Source organism: Halomonas denitrificans (assembly GCF_003056305.1).
Taxonomy (GTDB): Bacteria; Pseudomonadota; Gammaproteobacteria; order Pseudomonadales; family Halomonadaceae; genus Halomonas; species Halomonas denitrificans.
This window is the reverse complement of sequence record NZ_PYVX01000001.1, coordinates 265,135-282,863: the sequence shown is the minus strand read 5'-3', so window position 1 is coordinate 282,863 and position 17,729 is coordinate 265,135. Positions and strand designations below refer to the sequence as shown.

The window sequence follows — 17,729 nt, the reverse complement described above, 5'->3', positions numbered from 1 at the left end:
AATGCTGCTAATGATTTTAGGCGGCGGGCGGATGCAGCGTCCTGCCTATAGCGAGGCCAGAAAGCTTGGGATCAAAGTTATCGGTGTCGATCCGAATCCTGACGCGCCCTGCAGGGGATTGGCAGATTATTTTTATTCCCATGACCTTCAGGATATACCGAGTTTGGTAAAGATATTCGGAAAGCATCATGTGGATGGCGTTATGACACTTGCTGCTGATTATCCTGTGAAGGCAGTGGGAACTCTTAACTCCATGTATAACCTTTCAGGAATTTCAAGAACTGCGTCCGAAGTTGTCACCGATAAGGCAGTGTTGCGAAACCTTTGCCATGATCGTGGAATAAACTCCCCACATTACCTCATCCCAGAAAAGATAAATGAAGAAGCAGTAGATAATATAGTTGATATGCTACCAGTTGTTGTAAAGCCAACTAGTAGTTCCGGGGGAAGAGGTGTTACCTGCATAAAGAAGGAAGGGGGAGAAAAGAAGCAAATAAGAGACGCAGTTAGGTATGCTCTTCAATTCAGCAAGAATGGCAAGGTCATCATTGAATCATTCATTGGCGGTAAGGAATATTCGGCAGAAACGATCACTTTTCGTGGTGTCACCCGAGTGATTGCTATAACGGAAAAAATAACTTCCGGATATCCCTATTTCATGGAAGTCGGGCACAATGTACCTTACGTGTTTGATGAGAATAACTGGCAGAAGGTCAAGAGGTTTCTCTTTTCGGTGATTGAGGGCGTGGGCATAGATAATAGCCCGGCACACATAGAGTTCAAGGTGGATGAGGGAGTGCCGGTACTTGTGGAAGTAGGTGCGCGACTTGGTGGTGGATCAATAACGACTGAACTCATACCCCTTGCAACAGGTATCAATATGGTTGCCGCAGCAATCAATTTAAGCCTCGGAGTCGAACCTGAAATACGCAGGACTCATGACAGGACAGCGGGTATCCGCTACTTGATTCCTCCGCCAGGGGTAATGAAATCAGTAAAGGGTTTAGACTGCATCAAGCAAATCAGCGGAATTGTCAATTCAGAAAGTGATTACATGCCGGGAAGTAATATACCAGTAATTAGAGATGCCGATGGGAGAAAAGCCTACATAATAGGGGTAAGTGAAAGTATTATGAGTCTGAAGGCAATCTTGAACAAAGCTTGTGACGCCGTGAAATATGAGATGAACTGACATGAGTATACCCTTCTTTGACTCCTTAACCCATGTCTCAAAGGATGGAAGCTGGTTAGGACGAAACCAGTTCGATGCCGGTCTTGAGCGTTTGCTGGTAGAGGCAAAGCGCATTCCTGACTATCGTGCCTGCCTTGTCAATATACATGGCTATCAGGATAACGACCATTTAGAAGAAGTCGCGAGGAGATATCCTGAACTTTTCGTGCCAATCGCAGGTTTCGATCCTTCAATACACGAAAATGAAAAAAGCATAAGAAAAGAGTTGGCTGAACTTTCTGAAAGAAATTTCGCCGGGATCAAGCTTCACCCGCGATTAAATGGTTATGACCCCCTTGATAAAAATTGTATTTATACGATAAGGGAAGCGAGCAGTTTTAACCTGGTGGTATTTATTGATACGCTCTTCAGGCAGCTTAGAGTAATGACCCGGCATACTCCAGATATAATCGACAAAATAGCTCATAGCTGCCCAGATTCAAAAATAGTATTACTACATGGTGGCGGGACAAGTATGCTGGATGTCTATGAAGTGGTAAGAATGAGGAAAAATCTCACGATGGATATTTCATTCTCCATGATGAGGTATCGCGGTAGCTCGCTGGATATGGATATCAAGTTCATAGCTCGTACATTGGATCAACGCGTGACATTCGGATCGGATTTTCCTGAGTATACACCCAAAGAATGCCTCGATGTTGCGCTTAGACTCGTAGAGAACTTGCCGGAAAATAAGGTGGAGAATATCTTTCATTTAAATCTAACGCATGTTCTAGATGATTGGCTTTATAAGAATTAGAAATTAATGAATCTTATCAGTTATAAGCTCTATTGAACGAACCGTATTTTATTAAAGACAGAATTTGTTTTGCATGTTCTATGGAGGACCTTGGGGGTAATTATCGACAGGAGGTTTTATGCCAATGTCAGAAAAAATCAGAAGGATGGGGTCGGTAGATGAGGCACTGGATAGCCCTGAGATAATAAAACGTGTACAGGAAGGAATATTGAGTGGCGAGGTTTATGTGTTCGATAGTGGCATAGATCGCTCACTTCTAGAGCGTATAAGAAAATATCTTACATCTATTGGGAGAAACTCTCTTCCTACCTATCATGCGATAGAGGCAGGGTGTCCAAATTTTCACAGAATAAACAATTGGGATACCAGGTCATATGTTAAAGGGTGTTTCCATCAATTCTCATTTTTTCCATGGAACGATGATTTCTTTGGCCTCTTTGAAACCTTCAAGAAAGTTTACTACCTCAAAAATCTGATCAGTGGGCTTCCGAAAGAAAGTTTTCTTTCTATGGTACCTGAACAAGGATGCGCAGCAAGGCTGTCTTTCCAGTATTACCCAACAGGCGGAGGGGCCATGAATAAGCATATGGACCCCGTTGATCGACATCAGCTTACCGTTCCCACCATGCTACTTTGCCGGAAGGGTGAAGACTTTAGTCAAGGTGGTGCATTCTTCATTGATGACCATGGCGAGACAGTATTCATTGATGAATACAGTGATTGGGGAGAGGTAACCTTCTTCAATGCTCAGATGGTGCATGGAGTAGCACCTGTAGATCCGCACAAAGAGCGCCAATGGGAAGATTTCAATGGTCGCTGGATAGCGCTTTTTGCAGTAAACAAGTTAGCTAGCACGCAGGGGATATCTAATTCAGTAGATCTAGGGTAAGACTTCACGGTGATAGGATGAATAAAATATTGAATTCTTGTTGGCAATCATTAGGTTTACTGATTAAGCCTTCGCCTTCTCATCCAGATTGGCTGAAACGCTATACGGGATCTTCATCTATAATTGCTGCTCCTGGAGACGGGAAATTTTGGTTCTACATCACAGGGCGGGATGCCTTTAACCGATCGCTTATTGGTAGGATATTGGTCGACATGGAGGATACCCCTGCCGTCATCGATATCGAAAATCACCCTTGCTTTTCACATGGCAAGCTCGGGGCTTTTGATGAGGATGGAGTTTCATATCCATGTGTTGTGTCGGATGGAGACGTTTTGCATCTTTTTTACACCGGTTGGGTGGCCACTTGTTCTACTGGTTTCCAGAACCAGCTTGGTAGAGCTGTGAGTCGTGACGACGGTGAGCATTTTCTTAGGACCTCTGATGCTCCTATCTTGCACCGAACCGACGATGAACCTTTTTCCATCGGATCATCATTTGTGATGCTAGAGGATGGACAGTGGAGGATGTGGTACACGAGTTTTATTGAGTGGCACAGGAACCTCGATACCTCTACAATCCATCGTTATTTAATTAGGAATGCTGAATCAAAAGACGGTTTTCTATGGCAACGAGATTATATTGATCGTATCGGTTTCGAGATAGGAGAGCATTCTGTATGTCATCCCACGGTATTGAAGCTGGGTGATACGTATCATATGTGGTTCTGTGCTAGAGGAGACTACTACCAACTGCATCATGCGATATCTCGAAATGGGCTGATCTGGCACAGATTGCATTATCGCTTTCCAGTAGGTGGCGCCGGAGCGTGGGATGACCGTGCGCAGTGCTATCCATCAGCATTTGAATACAAGGGAGTCGTCTATGTGGCCTACAGTGGTAATGATTATGGCCAGGGCGGGCTCGGTATCTTGATGGCAAAAACTGAAAGCCTGGAATCAGCAGCACATCACTACTGGGAGACAGGTCATGCTAACGCATACTGATATTGATCAAGCTACATTCTCCGCAGAAAGTATTGACGACCTCGATTTCATGAAATTGCAGTCGGTCCTGAATGAGAAAAATTTTGCAATTATAGTAGGGCTGATAACTCATGATGAGATCGTTGAAGGCAAGAGAGCTCTAAGGAAAGTCTTTTCTATTGATAATGACAATCCGGCTACAGGCGAGTCTCCGGCAAGTATCCAGGAAAACTATCAAAAGTTTTCCATTGGAGGGGGGGAGCTCAGAGAAAAGGACCTAGCTAAGTGCGTGCGAACTTTTTACAATCCGATATTCTCCGCTGATATTTATGGCCTGAGAAATGCTTTCACTCAGGCGGCAATGATTAGAAATATCGTAACAGGATTTGATAAGAAGTTTGCCCTTGACACTATACAAGATGGTTTCTGGACGGCTTCTCGTGTGCATCACTATCCATCAGGCGGTGGCCATATGGCTGGCCATGTCGATGATTATGTACCCACGGTGGTCGGCAAACACGGAGTGGATGCCTATTTTCAGCCATTGATCGTCATGAGTAAGAAAGGTAGCGATGGCACATGCGACTATCAAAAAGGGGGAGGGTATTTCGTACTCGAGGGAGAGAGAGTTTATTACGACGCTTTTCTTGAGCTCGGCACTATCGTCGTTTACAACACGAGAATATTCCATGGCGTTGAAGAAGTGGATCCTGGCGTAGCTTTTAGACAAGATAGTTTCTCTGGTCGATTCTCTGGGTTAGTGACAATGTACAGAGATTTTTCGGAGAAGTAGAAGTTTATATTGGAAGCAACCTCGAGTTGTATTGCCTGATAGTTAAGTAAGATTTTATATCCCTGGCTATTATGCCTGGTTACATAGAAACTACCTAGTAGATAATTGTCGGTTTGATGCACGGCTTACAAAAGTGCATAGCTAATTACTGGAACAGACCATGGCAAGCATGATATGAAAGCGTCATGTGCCGCTGCATGTAAATTGAAATTTATCATTAACGTTAGCAATAACCCTAGAAGCAATGAATAAGACATGAAAAATTGAACACTCCAGGTTCCTACAAGAAATTAAAAGAAGGGCTTTATGAAAGAAATAATTTCAAATATATTCTTTAATAGAGCTGGATTCGATGTTTATCGATGTGCCAATTATGAATGTTTTCCGTTTATCGTTGATGTCATCGGCCCTCCAGGAGTGGGCAAATCGCACTTAATCAAGCACCTGATAAAAGGACATGTACTTAACAATGAGCGTCAAAAAATTGATAAAAAAAGGATGGAATGTAAATCTAGAGCTTTGTTGCTTTCTTTAGCTTCCAGAAGAATCATCGATATCGGTATTCTCCAAAAAAAAGTGACTAAAGCGCTATATGACCTTAATATCCATAGCGCTACACTGGGCGTCATGGTCGATGAGGGGCTTTGCCAGCACTTTATGAATGAGCTACGTATGCTGGCAAGTGAACGTCCCGACCATTTCGACTTTATTATGAAAAGGCGCGCGCTGATTAATCTAAGCACTTCCCCCAAGCAGATCAATGTACGCATTCGGACTAGAGCTAAAAGAAAGGGTATCATGCGTTCATACCATCAGGATAAGACAGAAGAAGAATTGTCACAATTCAACTCGCAATTCCTCGAACAAAGCGAGGCTTTAGTCACTACGATGAGGGAAAGAAATTTTTCAGCCATTACCATTGATGTAAGCAAGGGTGATGATGTTGTGATTGGTGAGGTAGTTGATTTTTTAAGATCTTTAGAATCTTATAAATCAAGTGAATTTCTTGTAAAGGTTTAGTTTGCACTTGACAAGCTTTGGTTAAGCTATTTAGAAAGCAAGGTCGACAAACTTCTTTAGTGTCTTTATCCCGTAAAAAGCCATTCCTGCTACGTTTTATACAGCATGCGAGTATGCTGAAAATTCAGTCTTAAGCTGTGCAACCTTCTTTTTCAGGTGTTGAGTTAGCAGGCTTTCGCCGTATTTATTTAAAGTCTTTTCTCATGGTTAGTTTAAAGATATCAAGAAGTTCTCCAGGAGTATGTGTTCGTAGTAACTTATTGCCACGTAGGGCTATGAGCGCAACAAAGCCTATGGAGCAAGAATAACGATAGGTGTCATTTCATGAGAAATGAATTGAAGTTATCTTCCATGTTTTTTCCGGTTGCGATGGTTGCTGCTGTTTCTATTGTATCGATTACAGCCAGTTTGATTCTTGCTTTCTTGTTGACGACAGTGGTTGCATCGAAAAGTATCTACTACTCAATTCCGCTGGTTTTGTTTGGGGCTGGTTTTCAACTAATTGGTATCTACTCAGGAGTGCACTATGGATGGTTCATTCTGCTTTCAGCATTGTTAGGTGCTTTTTATCAAGTAATTGCAAATGGTATTCTCAGAGTATACACCCCATTCGGGATGTTGTTTCTGGTCATTTTGATACTGTCATTTATTCATTTGCTTGGTGATACTACCTTTCTGGAAAGGTACTTTGGATTAATAGCTGTCCTTGTTTATATGGTTGTTCTCTTGAGCTTTGCTGATAACTATACTCCCCAGTATTTGGAAAATAAACTCTTGCTCGGTGTGGCGTTTTCTGGGCTATGTATGGCAGTGGCTGTCTTTGTACTGTTCAGTTCCCAAGAATTATCGTTAGCAAGAGATTCTGAGATGAGCTTGGCTATTGGTGATACGCAAAGTTCACCAAGACTCTTGACTACTGTGCTTGGATTTGTGCTTACGATTACAAGCATCGCGCTGGCAATAGAGAAGTCTGGAATACTACCGAAACTTCTTTATCTGGTATCCTCGGTAACCATCTTGATGGCCATGGCTTATGCTGGTTCGAGAATGCCACTAATCGCGACTTTTATCTCTATAACAATAGGACTATTTGTTTATCTTTTGATAAATTTCAGAGAGCTACCAGCTAAGTTTTTTCTATGGGTGGCAGTTTTTCTATTGTTCATAACAGCTTTAGTTTTTTATGTTGGCGAGCACGGTGTCTCAGCCTTACCATTTGTGCCGGAATCTGTCGATTCACTGCGTATTTTCAAGACTATAGATTTTGCTGACAATGGAAGGCTGATAATGTGGGGGGGGTATTTAGAACAAATGGATGTGTTAGACATGTTATTTGGCATCGGATTAGGGACATTTGGCAATCCACATTCATTCTGGATAGGAGCATTTATCGCCTTTGGTATTGTCGGTGTTGTACCCATTATTTTCTTTATACTGGCAAATCTTTTTCGGTCGCTTTCAATAGGTGCCATTTATCCTGTAGCCGTATTGACTTATATAATTTTATCCGTGTCCACATCAAGTGATATAGATCGAATGCAACCATGGATCATCATAGCCATGGCCAGCTTGCTTTATGTGACAAACTTACATGGTTGGGCGGAAAATGAAACAACAGAACAATAAAGCAGATCGTGGTTATGGTGCAATATATGTGGCCATGGGACGACCTTATCTGGCTATGACATTACTTTCTATCAAGACTTTAAAGTCAGTCAGCCCTGCTATGCCTGTCACCGTGATCACGAATGTAGAAATCACAACAAGCATAGTCGATTTCTTATCTGAAGATATTGATACAATTATTCTGGTTGACCTTGATACGGAAGAGAACAGGAATATAAAAAGTCGCTTGCATGAGTATTCTTCTTATGAAAAAGCAATTTTTCTGGATTCAGATACATTGATCATGAAAGACCTTTCTGTTGGTGAATTTCTATTGGATCATTTTGATGTTGCCATGAGGGTTAACCCTTATCCTCAAGAAAGAAAGGGAAAAGGTGATGTTTCTATTCTGGGAGGGGAGCTGGTCTCCAGTCTTCCACACTGGAATAGTGGTGTGATTCTTTTCAAAAAATCTGAAGCAGTCAACCATTTCTTTTCCAAGTGGAACAAATGCTATAACAGTATTGGTGTGAAGTACGATCAAGTGTCTCTGGTTGAGGCGGTGTTTAAATCTGATGTTAGGTTCTTGGGTCTGGAGAAACGTTGGAATGATACGGATCCTTTCTTGAATAGAAAAAAATGGCTAAAGAGTGTGCGTGTCTTTCACTATGCATCCAATATCAGCAACAATCTTAAGCAGCAGATACTTGACATGGATTCATTTATTCCTGATGAATGTAATATGGGGAACGTTAATGAAACAGCCGAGTTTATCTCCAGGAAAAGGAGATCAAAGCGGGAAGAACTCGGTTTGCTGAAATACGCTGTGATTAAAACTTTCTGGTTATTCAGTACGCCTATTAAATTCCAGAACAATTGAAGGTATGCTTGGAATGCCATGTATTGTTGAGTTTATTGGTGCGCCAGGGTCAGGTAAAACCTTTTCATCTTTGAAACTTGAGTCTCTCTTGGCTTCAGAATTGCACAGTATTTCAAGTTATTCAAGTTATTCTAACAGTGGCGAAAACGACTCGCGTATTGCAAGTATTTTGCGCATGTCAAAGAAAGCAATATCTTCGCTGAGTTTTTTTATCAGCAAGCCAAGGGAGTTTTTGTTTTTAAGGTCGTTGATATTCTCCAATAATTATAATTCCAAGTTTCTGGCATGGACTTTATTAATTAATTACATTTTCTTACTAAGTTTTTTTACGAAGTGCAGGATCCAATCGTCATCAGCCGTGGTTGAACAAGGTATCTTCCAGCTGGGGTGGCCGTTGTTTTACTATTCTTCTAATATAAGATTAGCCCTGAAAGTTTTTAATGGGGTTTTGGAGAATGCAAAAAAATATATTGATCCTTTTATGTATGTCATTGTGGTCATGGACCCTCCTGAAATACTTCTTGAGAAAAGAATGGAAAAGAGGGGACTTAACGACTTAAATGCCACAGAATCCAAGGCGGCATTAGAGGTTTTATGTTCAACAATACATAGCCTAAATCCCTTTTCAGGAATGGTTCTCCTTACCAACGATGGAAGTGATGTCTCTACTGAGAAAATAAATGCCACTATACTTGATCTGGTGAAATCAAATGAGCAAAAGAAAAATAATTACTACTGTGACAAGTGATGGTAGTGTCATCTTCCTGGAAGGGCATTTCGCGTGCGCCCACGCGTCAGGGTTCGATACTGTTCTGATATGCCAAGCTGGCCCCAATTCACAGAACATTTCTGTCAGTGAGAAAACGAAATTCAAAGAAGTACCATTCAGCAGAGAAATAAACGTTGGAAACGACCTTGCTTGTCTGATTTCTCTTATATCTATTTTCCGGAGAGAAAAACCCTACATAGTAAATGCTGGTACTCCAAAAGCTTCACTTCTAAGCATGTTAGCGGCCTGGGTATCATGTGTTCCACACAGAATCTATACACAGCATGGATTCAGGCATGAATCCCTTAACGGTCTGTCACGTACTATTCAAATTGCAATGGAGCTTGTTACGTGCCGCTTAGCTACTCACGTCATTTGTGTTAGCCCCAGTGTTCGTCAACTTGGTGTTTCATCAGGTTTTTTCTCGGAAAGCAAGTCGCGTGTACTGGGTATGGGTAGTTGTGGTGTTTCTTTAGGTAAGTTAAAAAACGGAACTACTCAAGGTCCAAGTTGCGAAGTAATAAAATCGTCAACTGGTATTCAGTCGAGCGATTTTGTTATTGGCTTCGTTGGCAGGTTAATCCCCAGAAAAGGGATTGAAGAGCTCGTGTCTGTTTTTGTAGAAATATCTGAATCTCGGCCAAATCTGAAGTTGCTTCTGGTGGGGGGAGTGGAAAAGGCACAACCTATTTCCGAGTGGTGCATGGATATGATCCATAATCATGAGAATATCGTACATGTAGGCTATCAAAGCAATGTGGCACCGTATATGCAAGTGATGAACGTATTTTGCATGCCTTCCCACTGGGAGGGATTTGGCAATACCTTAGTTGAAGCTGCATATCTTGGAGTTCCTGTCATTACCACTAACGGAACTGGTAGCTGTGATGCCGTAAAGGATGATTATAATGGATCCATTGTTCCAGTGGGAGATGAAGTCGCCCTGAAGGACTCAATTATACGTTACCTTGATAACCCTGATGTTTTAAAAAGACATGCCGACAATGGTCCACATTGGGCAAGTCGTTTCGATAGAGAGTTGATTAATAATGAGCTAGTTGGTTTCTATAAAAGTCTGGCATGATCGTTGTCATTGCTGTCTCTATCTTGTCCCGTGCACACGGTTTCAGTACGGCTCCTATTATGGTGATTGTCCTGTAGTTTTAGAAGGGAGGGTGTATGAAAATGAAAGGAATTATTCTGGCAGGAGGTTCCGGCACTCGACTCTATCCCATCACGATGGGGATATCTAAACAGCTGCTTCCCATCTACGATAAGCCTATGATTTACTATCCCTTGTCTGTGCTCATGCTAGCGGGTATACAGGATATTTTGATCATTACTACCCCAGATGAACAGTATTGCTTCCAGAGGCTTCTAGGTGATGGCAGTCAGTTTGGTGTGAACTTTACCTATGCGGTTCAGCCGAGCCCGGATGGTCTAGCACAGGCATTTATCATCGGAGAGGCATTTATAGGCAACGACAGGGTATGTCTTGTTCTTGGTGATAATATATTTTATGGTCAGGGTTTTTCTCCTGTTCTTAGAGCATCGGCTGAAAGAGAAGTGGGAGCCACGGTGTTCGGGTATCTCGTAAAGGATCCAGAACGCTTTGGGGTGGTAGAGTTCGATGAAAATAGACAGGTACTTTCTATTGAAGAAAAACCAAGTAACCCGAAGTCACGTTTTGCAGTTACCGGTCTCTATTTTTATGATAATGATGTTATTGAGATCGCCAAGCAGGTACAGCCATCATCACGAGGAGAGTTGGAGATTACCAGTGTCAACCATGCCTATCTCGATCAGCAAAAACTTAGGGTCGAGGTCCTTGGGCGTGGGTTCGCCTGGCTAGATACCGGCACTCATGAAAGCCTTCTGGAAGCGTCCCAGTTTGTAGAGACACTGGAAAAACGGCAAGGTTACAAGGTTGCTTGTCTCGAGGAGATTGCCTTCAACAATGGGTGGTTAACAGTCAATGACATTTCAAAAGCGGGCAGCGATCTTTCAAAGAATGGTTATGGTCAGTACCTCCTTGATCTTGTAAGTGGGCTATGACGCCTATCTCGTAGATCCATTACGATAATTATAGAAGTATATGGCAATAGTTTTAAATGTTTGCCTATGTTTTTCAAGGCGCGAAATAACACGGTAAGTGCATGGATCGACCTTTTTTAGTTGTAAATTATTGTCTGTTAGTCTTTTCGATGTAAGGAGATGGTTTTCTTCGACGTTTTAAGTGTCGGTGATTTATTCGCATTTTTGCTAGTCTCTTGAAAAGATTTTTATATAAACCACCAGGTGCTTAATGCGGACATTTTTTTTGTGTTATAGCTATCTTTTCCTCTCAAGCAGTGTGAGTACAAGTCAGGCTGTCAATGTGCAGGTCTTTTTCATATCAGATTATTCGCGTACGTTAACATCTTAGACTTAATTAGAATGCCTCGGTGAATAATACAAATGGTGTGAATCATGAATAAAACAGTCGATAAAAGCTATAAGGAACTCGATCTGGCGCGGTTCTTCGGCATGCTGCTAGATCATAAATGGTTCATCATCCTCGTTACCTTGGTATTCGCACTGATGGGGGCTGCGTATGCAATGCTCTCTACGCCTATCTATCGTGGTGATGCACTAGTCCAAGTAGAGCTTCGTAGCACTGTTAATCCTCTTGGTGAGATCTCTATCGGATCACGAGGAGAAGAGGGTGAGAGCAGCACGGCAGCGGAGTTGCAGATTCTGCAGTCTCGCATGGTACTTGGGAAGGTCGTTGATCGTATGGGTCTGGATATAGAGGTCATTCCCAAGGCCTTGCCAATCATTGGAAACTATCTGCATCGGCGAGAAATTACCCGTCCAACATTCGCTACTGGCGGTATCGATATTTCCAGTTCTCTCCCCGATGCCATGAAGGGGGGGCTGCGTATCCCGAGCATTTTGGAGCCTAACTCGGTTGTTTGGGGGGGCGAAAGGCTCGAGCTAGCTCACCTGGAGGTTTCGGAGCGTTTCCTCGGAACTCCATTGATTGTCAAGACTGAACAAGATGGTCGCTACTCTCTTTGGCTGGATGAACAGGTGCCCAGATCCATCGGCGAGGGAGTGGTGGGCGAGCTGACGCGCTTCCTGGAGGGGGATATTCAGCTTTTGATAAACAACCTTCAGGCGCCTCCAGGCGCGGAGTTCTCCCTCTTCAAGCACACACGAGTTTCGGCCATCCGCAACTTGAGAAACCGTTTAGACGTTTTCGAAGTAGGAGGCTCAGGGGCTACCAGAAGCGGTATGCTTCGCCTGACGCTAACCGGACCCGACCGAGAGGAGGTGCGAAAATCGCTGGATGCCGTGGCAGAAACCTTCTTGGAACAGAATATCCAGCGGCAGTCAGCCGAGATCGATGAGAGTTTGGCGTTTCTTGAAGAACAGACCCCCGTGATTCGTGCCCAACTTCGGGAAGCCGAGGACAGCCTCAATGAGTACCGCGCAAATCAGCATAGCGTTGACTTGACGTCCGAGGCTCGTGCTGCCATCGATCAGTTCGTCGCGATCGATAGTCAATTGAATGAGTTGGCTTTCAAAGAGGCTGAGTTGGTGCAGCGTTACACTGTAAACCACCCTGCCTATCAATCGCTGTTACGTCAGAAGCGGCACCTGGAATCTGAGCGAGTCGCTCTCAGCGACAGGGTTGACGATCTACCACGCGAACAGCAGGAGGTGGTCCGCCGGACCCGTAAAGTGGAAGCCTCTCAGTCCATCTACGTCAATTTGCTCAACAGAATGCAGGAATTGCAGATTGAACGTGCGGGGACAATTGGCAATGTACGCATCATCGATGATGCTGTGGTGGGTACCAATCCGATTGAGCCAAGGAAGTCTCGAATCGTGATGCTATCCACCTTGTTCGGAGGGACATTGGCGGCGGGACTCGTATTGATACGCGGTCTGCTCAATCGCGGTATAGAGTTGCCCGAACAGCTTGAAGAGGCTTTTTTGCCGGTATATGCCACGGTGGCATATTCGAATGAGCAGAAAAAATTGGTCAGGCGTGTCAAGCACCGCCGCGATCGCCGTAGTCGAGATGTCTTCAATCAGATTCTTGCCGAGTCTGAACCTACCGACATGGCCGTCGAATCGTTGCGCAGTCTGCGTACCAACTTGCACTTCGCCATGCTTGAAAGTCACGACAACCGTCTGATGATTACCAGTCCCAGCCCCAATATTGGCAAGAGCTTCATTACCGCCAATCTGGCCGCCGTCTGTGGTCAGGCAGGGCAGCGAGTGCTGATGGTAGATGCCGATATGCGCAAAGGACAGCTTCACCATGCCTTCGGTGAACGTAGCGGTGTTGGTCTCTCGGACCTGCTGTCAGGCCATGCAAAACTCGATGAAGTGATCCGTCAAAGCAGCATCAGTGGCCTGGACTATATCTCCCGCGGTCATGCCCCCCCCAACCCCTCTGAGATTCTGATGTCAGAAGCCTTCAGCCGTTTTTGTCATAAGGTGAGTGAATGCTACGACCTGGTGATTTTCGATACACCGCCTGTATTGGCGGTGACGGACGCCGCGGTGATAGGTGCACAATGCGGCACTACCCTGATGGTTGTACGATTCCAGGTCAATCCATTAAGGGAAGTCCAGTTAGCAGTGAGGCGCCTAGAGACGGCTGGGGTAACGGTCAAGGGAACGATCCTCAATGCGATCGAACGCAAGGCCATCTCCCGATATAGCTATAGCTATGGCTATAGCTACTCTTGAACCGAATAGTCTAGGGCACATACTTCATATCAATCATCAAGCGATAAGCCAATGATCTCAAGCCTAAAAGCTCTTTATGACCTTCTTACCCGTGAACAGAGAAAGCAACTTCTCCGTTTGCAACTTCTGGTCGTTTTAATGGCCTTGTCTGAGGTTGCTGGCGTTGTGGCTATTGGCCCTTTTATGGCTCTTGTCGGTGATATGAGCCGTATTGAAGGTGATGGTGTGGTGGCACGCCTTTATACAATGACCGGCTTCACCGATCCCACTGACTTCCTGTTTTGGACGGGCATCTCAGTTCTTGCAGCCCTGACCGTTGCTTCCGGCATCTCGATGCTTACTGTTTGGAGGCTATCCATGTACGGTCAGCAGATAGGGGCCGAACTCAGCACGCGTCTCTATCGACATTACATGCACCAACCATGGTTGTTCCACGCTGCTGGTAGCAGCGCCCAGTTGACAAACAAGATCTCACAGGAGTGTACGCGAGTTACCGACAAGATCATTGCCCCATTGATGAAGATGAATGCTAGAGTAGTCATGGTGTTTTTCATGTCGGTAGCTATACTGATCTTCAATCCTGTCGTGGCGATAACGGGTTTCATTGTTTTCTTCTTGGTGTATCTGCTGCTTTATCGTACCGTGCGTCGAAAGCTAGTGGCTAATGGCAAGGTGGTTTCCGCTACCCAGCGTGAGCGCTTTAAATTGATGGGCGAAGGCTTTGGTGGAATAAAAGATGTGTTATTATTAGGTCGGCAGCAGGTATTTAACCAGCGTTTCGAACAGTCCAGCAGATCGCTAGGGCGTGCAAGAGGGATGACAAAAACTCTATCGGAAGTTCCTCGTTATGCTATGGAGTTGCTTGCCTTTGGGTCTGTGATATTTCTCGTTCTCTATCTTTTAGTCGCGCGTGATGGAAATCTCGGTGATATTCTTCCTGTGCTTTCTGTTTTTGCTCTCGCAGGTCTTAAATTGTTGCCAGCTTTCCAGCAGATTTATACTTGTGTAGCAACTATCAGGGGTGAGCTGGCTGCTTTCGACAGCATACGCGAGGATCTTTCAGATAGCCGTTACGCGGCTTGTCAAAGCCCTCCTTCCGAATCGACTGCAGGGTATCTGGAACTTCATCAGGCTATCGAGTTGCGCAATGTCATATTTCACTACCCTGGTAAGGAGGAGGCCGCGCTGGAGAAGCTTTCAATAACTGTTCCGGTTAATCAGGTCGTCGGGCTGGTGGGGGCCTCAGGGTCAGGGAAATCTACGGCGATTGATATTCTTTTGGCCCTTATAGAACCTGATAGCGGTGAGTTGCTGATTGATGGTTTGCCCCTCAACGACGAAATGAAACGTGCCTGGCAGAATAGCTTAGGATTTGTACCTCAATCTATCTTTCTTGCTGATGCCAGTATTCGGGAGAATATTGCCTTTGGGCTTCTTGATGAACAGGTGGACTACCATCGTGTTCAGAGGGCTGCGAGTATGGCTCGTCTAGATGAACTGATAAGTCAACTCCCTGATGGTCTTGAGACCCGTGTCGGTGAGCGTGGTATTCAACTATCTGGAGGTCAACGACAGCGTATTGGGATAGCGCGGGCGTTATATGATGATGCCAGCGTTCTAATTTTTGATGAGGCTACTAGTGCCTTGGATGGTATCACCGAAAAGTTGGTCATGGATTCTATACATGAGTTTTCCGGTAATAAAACTATCATAATGATTGCTCATCGACTTGCAACGGTGAGGAGCTGTGATTGCATCTACCTCATGGAAAGGGGGCGTGTGGTCGACCACGGAAAATACGATGAATTAGTTGATAGGAATGTTCTTTTCCAACGAATGGCCACACACTCCTAACTGGGTTTTAATGCAGAAGTCATACATGTTAAGAGTAATGCTGATGGTTTTATTGAGTGCTCAAGTTTTATAGTTTTCAGTTTCTATCGCTGAGCAGGTTCTTTTCTTCTCAGCGTGATTTTAGATGTTTAGTGGTGGTGAGCACCGGTGCGTTCAGTGATTCTGGTTGTGAACTTTAGCTGTTTCATGATTTAGGAGACATTTTTCATTGTTTCTATCTTTGATATTAGATTCCTGATTTGCTCAGTCTTCTTCGGCTCGATCCTTTTGTTGCTCATTAGTTTTTTCACGGTAGGTTATCTGTTGTTTGTTATTGAAGTCCTGAAGAGATTTTTTATTAAGTTCGAAGTCTGGTGATACTGTCTTCTCTGTCTAAGATAGGGTTTGTTTCTTTATTATTGCATGGACTTCAAGTCTATCTAATGATGTTACCTTCGTGGTTGATCTTGATGCTCTCTCTACAATTAAGTGTTATAAAGTAAAGTTTTTATAGTCATGGTGAGTGACTATGGTTGTTCTATTTGACAAAGACCCCAGTCGCGTGGAATATAACTAATTTTTCTCTTTAAAGCGGGGTGGTTTTCGTTTTAAAGCGTTTTGTGGTTTCGGCATTTTAATTTTTGTATTTTTCTGAGATTAATTATCTTTTTGCTGAGTTCATCTCTTTTTCTGATCTGTGGCAACCTTGAGTGATGGCGGTGAATTTTACCGTACTCAAGATCATTATCGAGGCCCTGCCTAGTTCAAGAGTGTGAATGGAGACGCTTGTCAATGGCCAGTTGATCGAGCCTTGCAGTCCTCCGCCGTTGTTCATGAGCAATACCATTGACGCTTTAGTGACGATTACAGGGCGTGCCAGCTTATAGAAATAGACACAGCATTATTACTCTCAGCGCGCAAATCTATAGCTGCTAGTGATAATCCATCTTAGAGGGGGGGTTATGGGAGTTGAATTGACGGTACTGCTCACTCACGGCTGGTGCCGCAGCAGCTACTCTGTTCTGCGGGGCCTGGCGAAGCATGGAGTCAAGGTGGTGGTGGCTGATACTGCCCGGATCGGCATGTGTCAGGCGTCACACCTGGCCCATGCCCGTGGGCGGTACCGTTCGCCCTATGCCGATCCCGATGGCTTTGTGGCGGATATTGTCGAGCTTTGTCGTCGCCACGGGGTGGGGCTGATCATCCCCGGACATGAGGAGGGTGAGCTTCTAGTGCAGGCTCGTGAATCGGGTCGCTTGCCTCCCGGCGTCGCTTTACCGATGACTGATTCGGCCAGCTTGTCACTTGTCAATGACAAAGACCGCATGAGTCGACTGGCCAGGGGGCTATGCCTGCCGGTCGCGCCCATCGTCGATTACCGAACGCCTGCCGAGGCTCAGGTCGTCACGGATCCGGACCGCTGGTACGTGGCCCGGGCGCGTCGTGGAAACAGTTCCAAGGGCGTGCGATTCTCCCGGGGTGGCGAGGCCCTGGCTTCTGAGCTCGAGCGTATGACCTTGGACTTTGGACTCGACCAGGAACGCGCACCGATTGTTCAGGAGCGGGTAACAGGCTGTGGTTGGGGAGTTTCCTGTCTCTACTGGCATGGCCGCCGAATCGCCTCGTTCACTCATCGACGCCTCCAGGAGAAGGTTGCGACCGGGGGGACCAGCACCCTGAGGATTAGCACTTCCAACCCGGAGCTGGAAGCAGATGCCCATCACTTGCTCGACGCCCTCCAGTGGCATGGTCTGGCGATGCTCGAGTTCAAGCATGACGCCGACAGCGGGCGACACCATTTTATCGAGATCAACCCGCGACTTTGGGGCTCCATTGATCTCGCGCTGAGTTCGGGCGTGAACTTTAGCTGGTTACTTTATCTGGCCGAGACCCGCGGACTCGATGCCGCGCTGGAGGCGGCCAAGCCGGCGCGTGAAGGGGTAGTGGAGAAGTGGTTGCTTGGCGACATTATCCGCCGTCTCGACCTGCTGCGGCGGGGCAGTCTTGTCGAAGCTCTGCGGCTGAGTTCTGGGGAGAGGGTGGACGCCTTCGACGACTTCAAGCTCGACGACCCGCTCGTGCTGTTCGGGGAAGCGTTCTACTACCTGGCGAAAGGGGTGAAGACCCAGAGCATGAATCCTCTTGAAGCCGGTATGGTGCGCTGAGATGTCCCAGCTCGAGCGGCATATGGGCGAGCGTGCGGCAGAGCGTAGAGGAGCC

14 protein-coding genes are annotated in these 17,729 nt (G+C 45.3%); all 14 read left to right on the top strand.

Annotated features, from left to right (window positions below):
- Position 1 precedes the first annotated feature (1 nt).
- The 14 genes from C9F13_RS01265 to C9F13_RS01230 all read left to right on the top strand — a co-directional run bounded on the left by C9F13_RS01265 (position 2) and on the right by C9F13_RS01230 (position 17,674).
- On the top strand, positions 2-1,192 hold the full coding sequence (locus C9F13_RS01265) for an ATP-grasp domain-containing protein (protein WP_108444430.1): 1,191 nt from the start codon (positions 2-4) through the stop codon (positions 1,190-1,192).
- 1 nt (position 1,193) lies between these two features.
- Complete coding sequence (locus tag C9F13_RS01260) at positions 1,194-1,991, top strand: amidohydrolase family protein (protein WP_108444429.1); 798 nt, start codon at positions 1,194-1,196, stop codon at positions 1,989-1,991.
- A gap of 118 nt (positions 1,992-2,109) precedes the next feature.
- Positions 2,110-2,880: a hypothetical protein gene (locus tag C9F13_RS17385; protein WP_157955139.1), complete on the top strand. Its 771-nt coding sequence runs from the start codon at positions 2,110-2,112 to the stop codon at positions 2,878-2,880.
- A 17-nt stretch (positions 2,881-2,897) separates the two neighbouring features.
- Complete coding sequence (locus tag C9F13_RS17380; RefSeq protein ID WP_157955138.1) at positions 2,898-3,884, top strand: glycoside hydrolase family protein; 987 nt, start codon at positions 2,898-2,900, stop codon at positions 3,882-3,884.
- Complete coding sequence (locus tag C9F13_RS17375) at positions 3,868-4,656, top strand: hypothetical protein (protein ID WP_157955137.1); 789 nt, start codon at positions 3,868-3,870, stop codon at positions 4,654-4,656. The genes C9F13_RS17380 and C9F13_RS17375 overlap by 17 nt, the downstream gene beginning before the upstream one ends.
- 306 nt (positions 4,657-4,962) lie before the next feature.
- A complete protein-coding gene (locus C9F13_RS17370) occupies positions 4,963-5,676 on the top strand; it encodes an ATP-binding protein (RefSeq protein ID WP_157955136.1) in 714 nt (237 codons plus the stop codon).
- 324 nt (positions 5,677-6,000) lie between these two features.
- The gene (locus tag C9F13_RS17365; RefSeq protein WP_157955135.1) at positions 6,001-7,302 is read left to right on the top strand and encodes a hypothetical protein; all 1,302 of its coding nucleotides are present in this window, start codon (positions 6,001-6,003) and stop codon (positions 7,300-7,302) included.
- Positions 7,283-8,161, top strand: a complete 879-nt coding sequence (locus C9F13_RS17360) for a glycosyltransferase family protein (RefSeq protein WP_157955134.1) — start codon at positions 7,283-7,285, stop codon at positions 8,159-8,161. The genes C9F13_RS17365 and C9F13_RS17360 overlap by 20 nt, the downstream gene beginning before the upstream one ends.
- Positions 8,162-8,165: 4 nt before the next feature.
- A complete protein-coding gene (locus C9F13_RS17355) occupies positions 8,166-8,909 on the top strand; it encodes a hypothetical protein (protein ID WP_157955133.1) in 744 nt (247 codons plus the stop codon).
- The gene (locus C9F13_RS01250) at positions 8,872-10,014 is read left to right on the top strand and encodes a glycosyltransferase family 4 protein (protein WP_157955132.1); all 1,143 of its coding nucleotides are present in this window, start codon (positions 8,872-8,874) and stop codon (positions 10,012-10,014) included. Before C9F13_RS17355 ends, C9F13_RS01250 begins: the two co-directional genes overlap by 38 nt.
- Positions 10,015-10,115: 101 nt before the next feature.
- Complete coding sequence (rfbA, locus tag C9F13_RS01245) at positions 10,116-10,985, top strand: glucose-1-phosphate thymidylyltransferase RfbA (protein WP_211310906.1); 870 nt, start codon at positions 10,116-10,118, stop codon at positions 10,983-10,985.
- Between the two features lie 414 nt (positions 10,986-11,399).
- A complete protein-coding gene (locus C9F13_RS01240; protein ID WP_108444426.1) occupies positions 11,400-13,676 on the top strand; it encodes a polysaccharide biosynthesis tyrosine autokinase in 2,277 nt (758 codons plus the stop codon).
- A gap of 51 nt (positions 13,677-13,727) precedes the next feature.
- Complete coding sequence (locus C9F13_RS01235) at positions 13,728-15,530, top strand: ABC transporter ATP-binding protein (protein ID WP_108444425.1); 1,803 nt, start codon at positions 13,728-13,730, stop codon at positions 15,528-15,530.
- Positions 15,531-16,483: 953 nt separating this feature from the next.
- On the top strand, positions 16,484-17,674 hold the full coding sequence (locus C9F13_RS01230) for a carboxylate--amine ligase (protein ID WP_157955131.1): 1,191 nt from the start codon (positions 16,484-16,486) through the stop codon (positions 17,672-17,674).
- Positions 17,675-17,729: the final 55 nt, after the last annotated feature.

Excerpts from the sequence above, each read along its gene's own strand:
- C9F13_RS17385 (WP_157955139.1), top strand. The coding sequence starts at position 2,110 with ATGCCAATGTCAGAAAAAATCAGAAGGATGGGGTCGGTAGATGAGGCA.
- C9F13_RS17365 (WP_157955135.1), top strand. The coding sequence starts at position 6,001 with ATGAGAAATGAATTGAAGTTATCTTCCATGTTTTTTCCGGTTGCGATG.
- C9F13_RS17380 (WP_157955138.1), top strand. The coding sequence starts at position 2,898 with ATGAATAAAATATTGAATTCTTGTTGGCAATCATTAGGTTTACTGATT.
- C9F13_RS01240 (WP_108444426.1), top strand. The coding sequence starts at position 11,400 with ATGAATAAAACAGTCGATAAAAGCTATAAGGAACTCGATCTGGCGCGG.
- C9F13_RS17375 (WP_157955137.1), top strand. The coding sequence starts at position 3,868 with ATGCTAACGCATACTGATATTGATCAAGCTACATTCTCCGCAGAAAGT.
- rfbA (WP_211310906.1), top strand. The coding sequence starts at position 10,116 with ATGAAAGGAATTATTCTGGCAGGAGGTTCCGGCACTCGACTCTATCCC.
- C9F13_RS17370 (WP_157955136.1), top strand. The coding sequence starts at position 4,963 with ATGAAAGAAATAATTTCAAATATATTCTTTAATAGAGCTGGATTCGAT.
- C9F13_RS17355 (WP_157955133.1), top strand. The coding sequence starts at position 8,166 with ATGCTTGGAATGCCATGTATTGTTGAGTTTATTGGTGCGCCAGGGTCA.
- C9F13_RS01265 (WP_108444430.1), top strand. The coding sequence starts at position 2 with ATGCTGCTAATGATTTTAGGCGGCGGGCGGATGCAGCGTCCTGCCTAT.
- C9F13_RS01250 (WP_157955132.1), top strand. The coding sequence starts at position 8,872 with ATGAGCAAAAGAAAAATAATTACTACTGTGACAAGTGATGGTAGTGTC.
- C9F13_RS17360 (WP_157955134.1), top strand. The coding sequence starts at position 7,283 with ATGAAACAACAGAACAATAAAGCAGATCGTGGTTATGGTGCAATATAT.
- C9F13_RS01260 (WP_108444429.1), top strand. The coding sequence starts at position 1,194 with ATGAGTATACCCTTCTTTGACTCCTTAACCCATGTCTCAAAGGATGGA.
- C9F13_RS01235 (WP_108444425.1), top strand. The coding sequence starts at position 13,728 with ATGATCTCAAGCCTAAAAGCTCTTTATGACCTTCTTACCCGTGAACAG.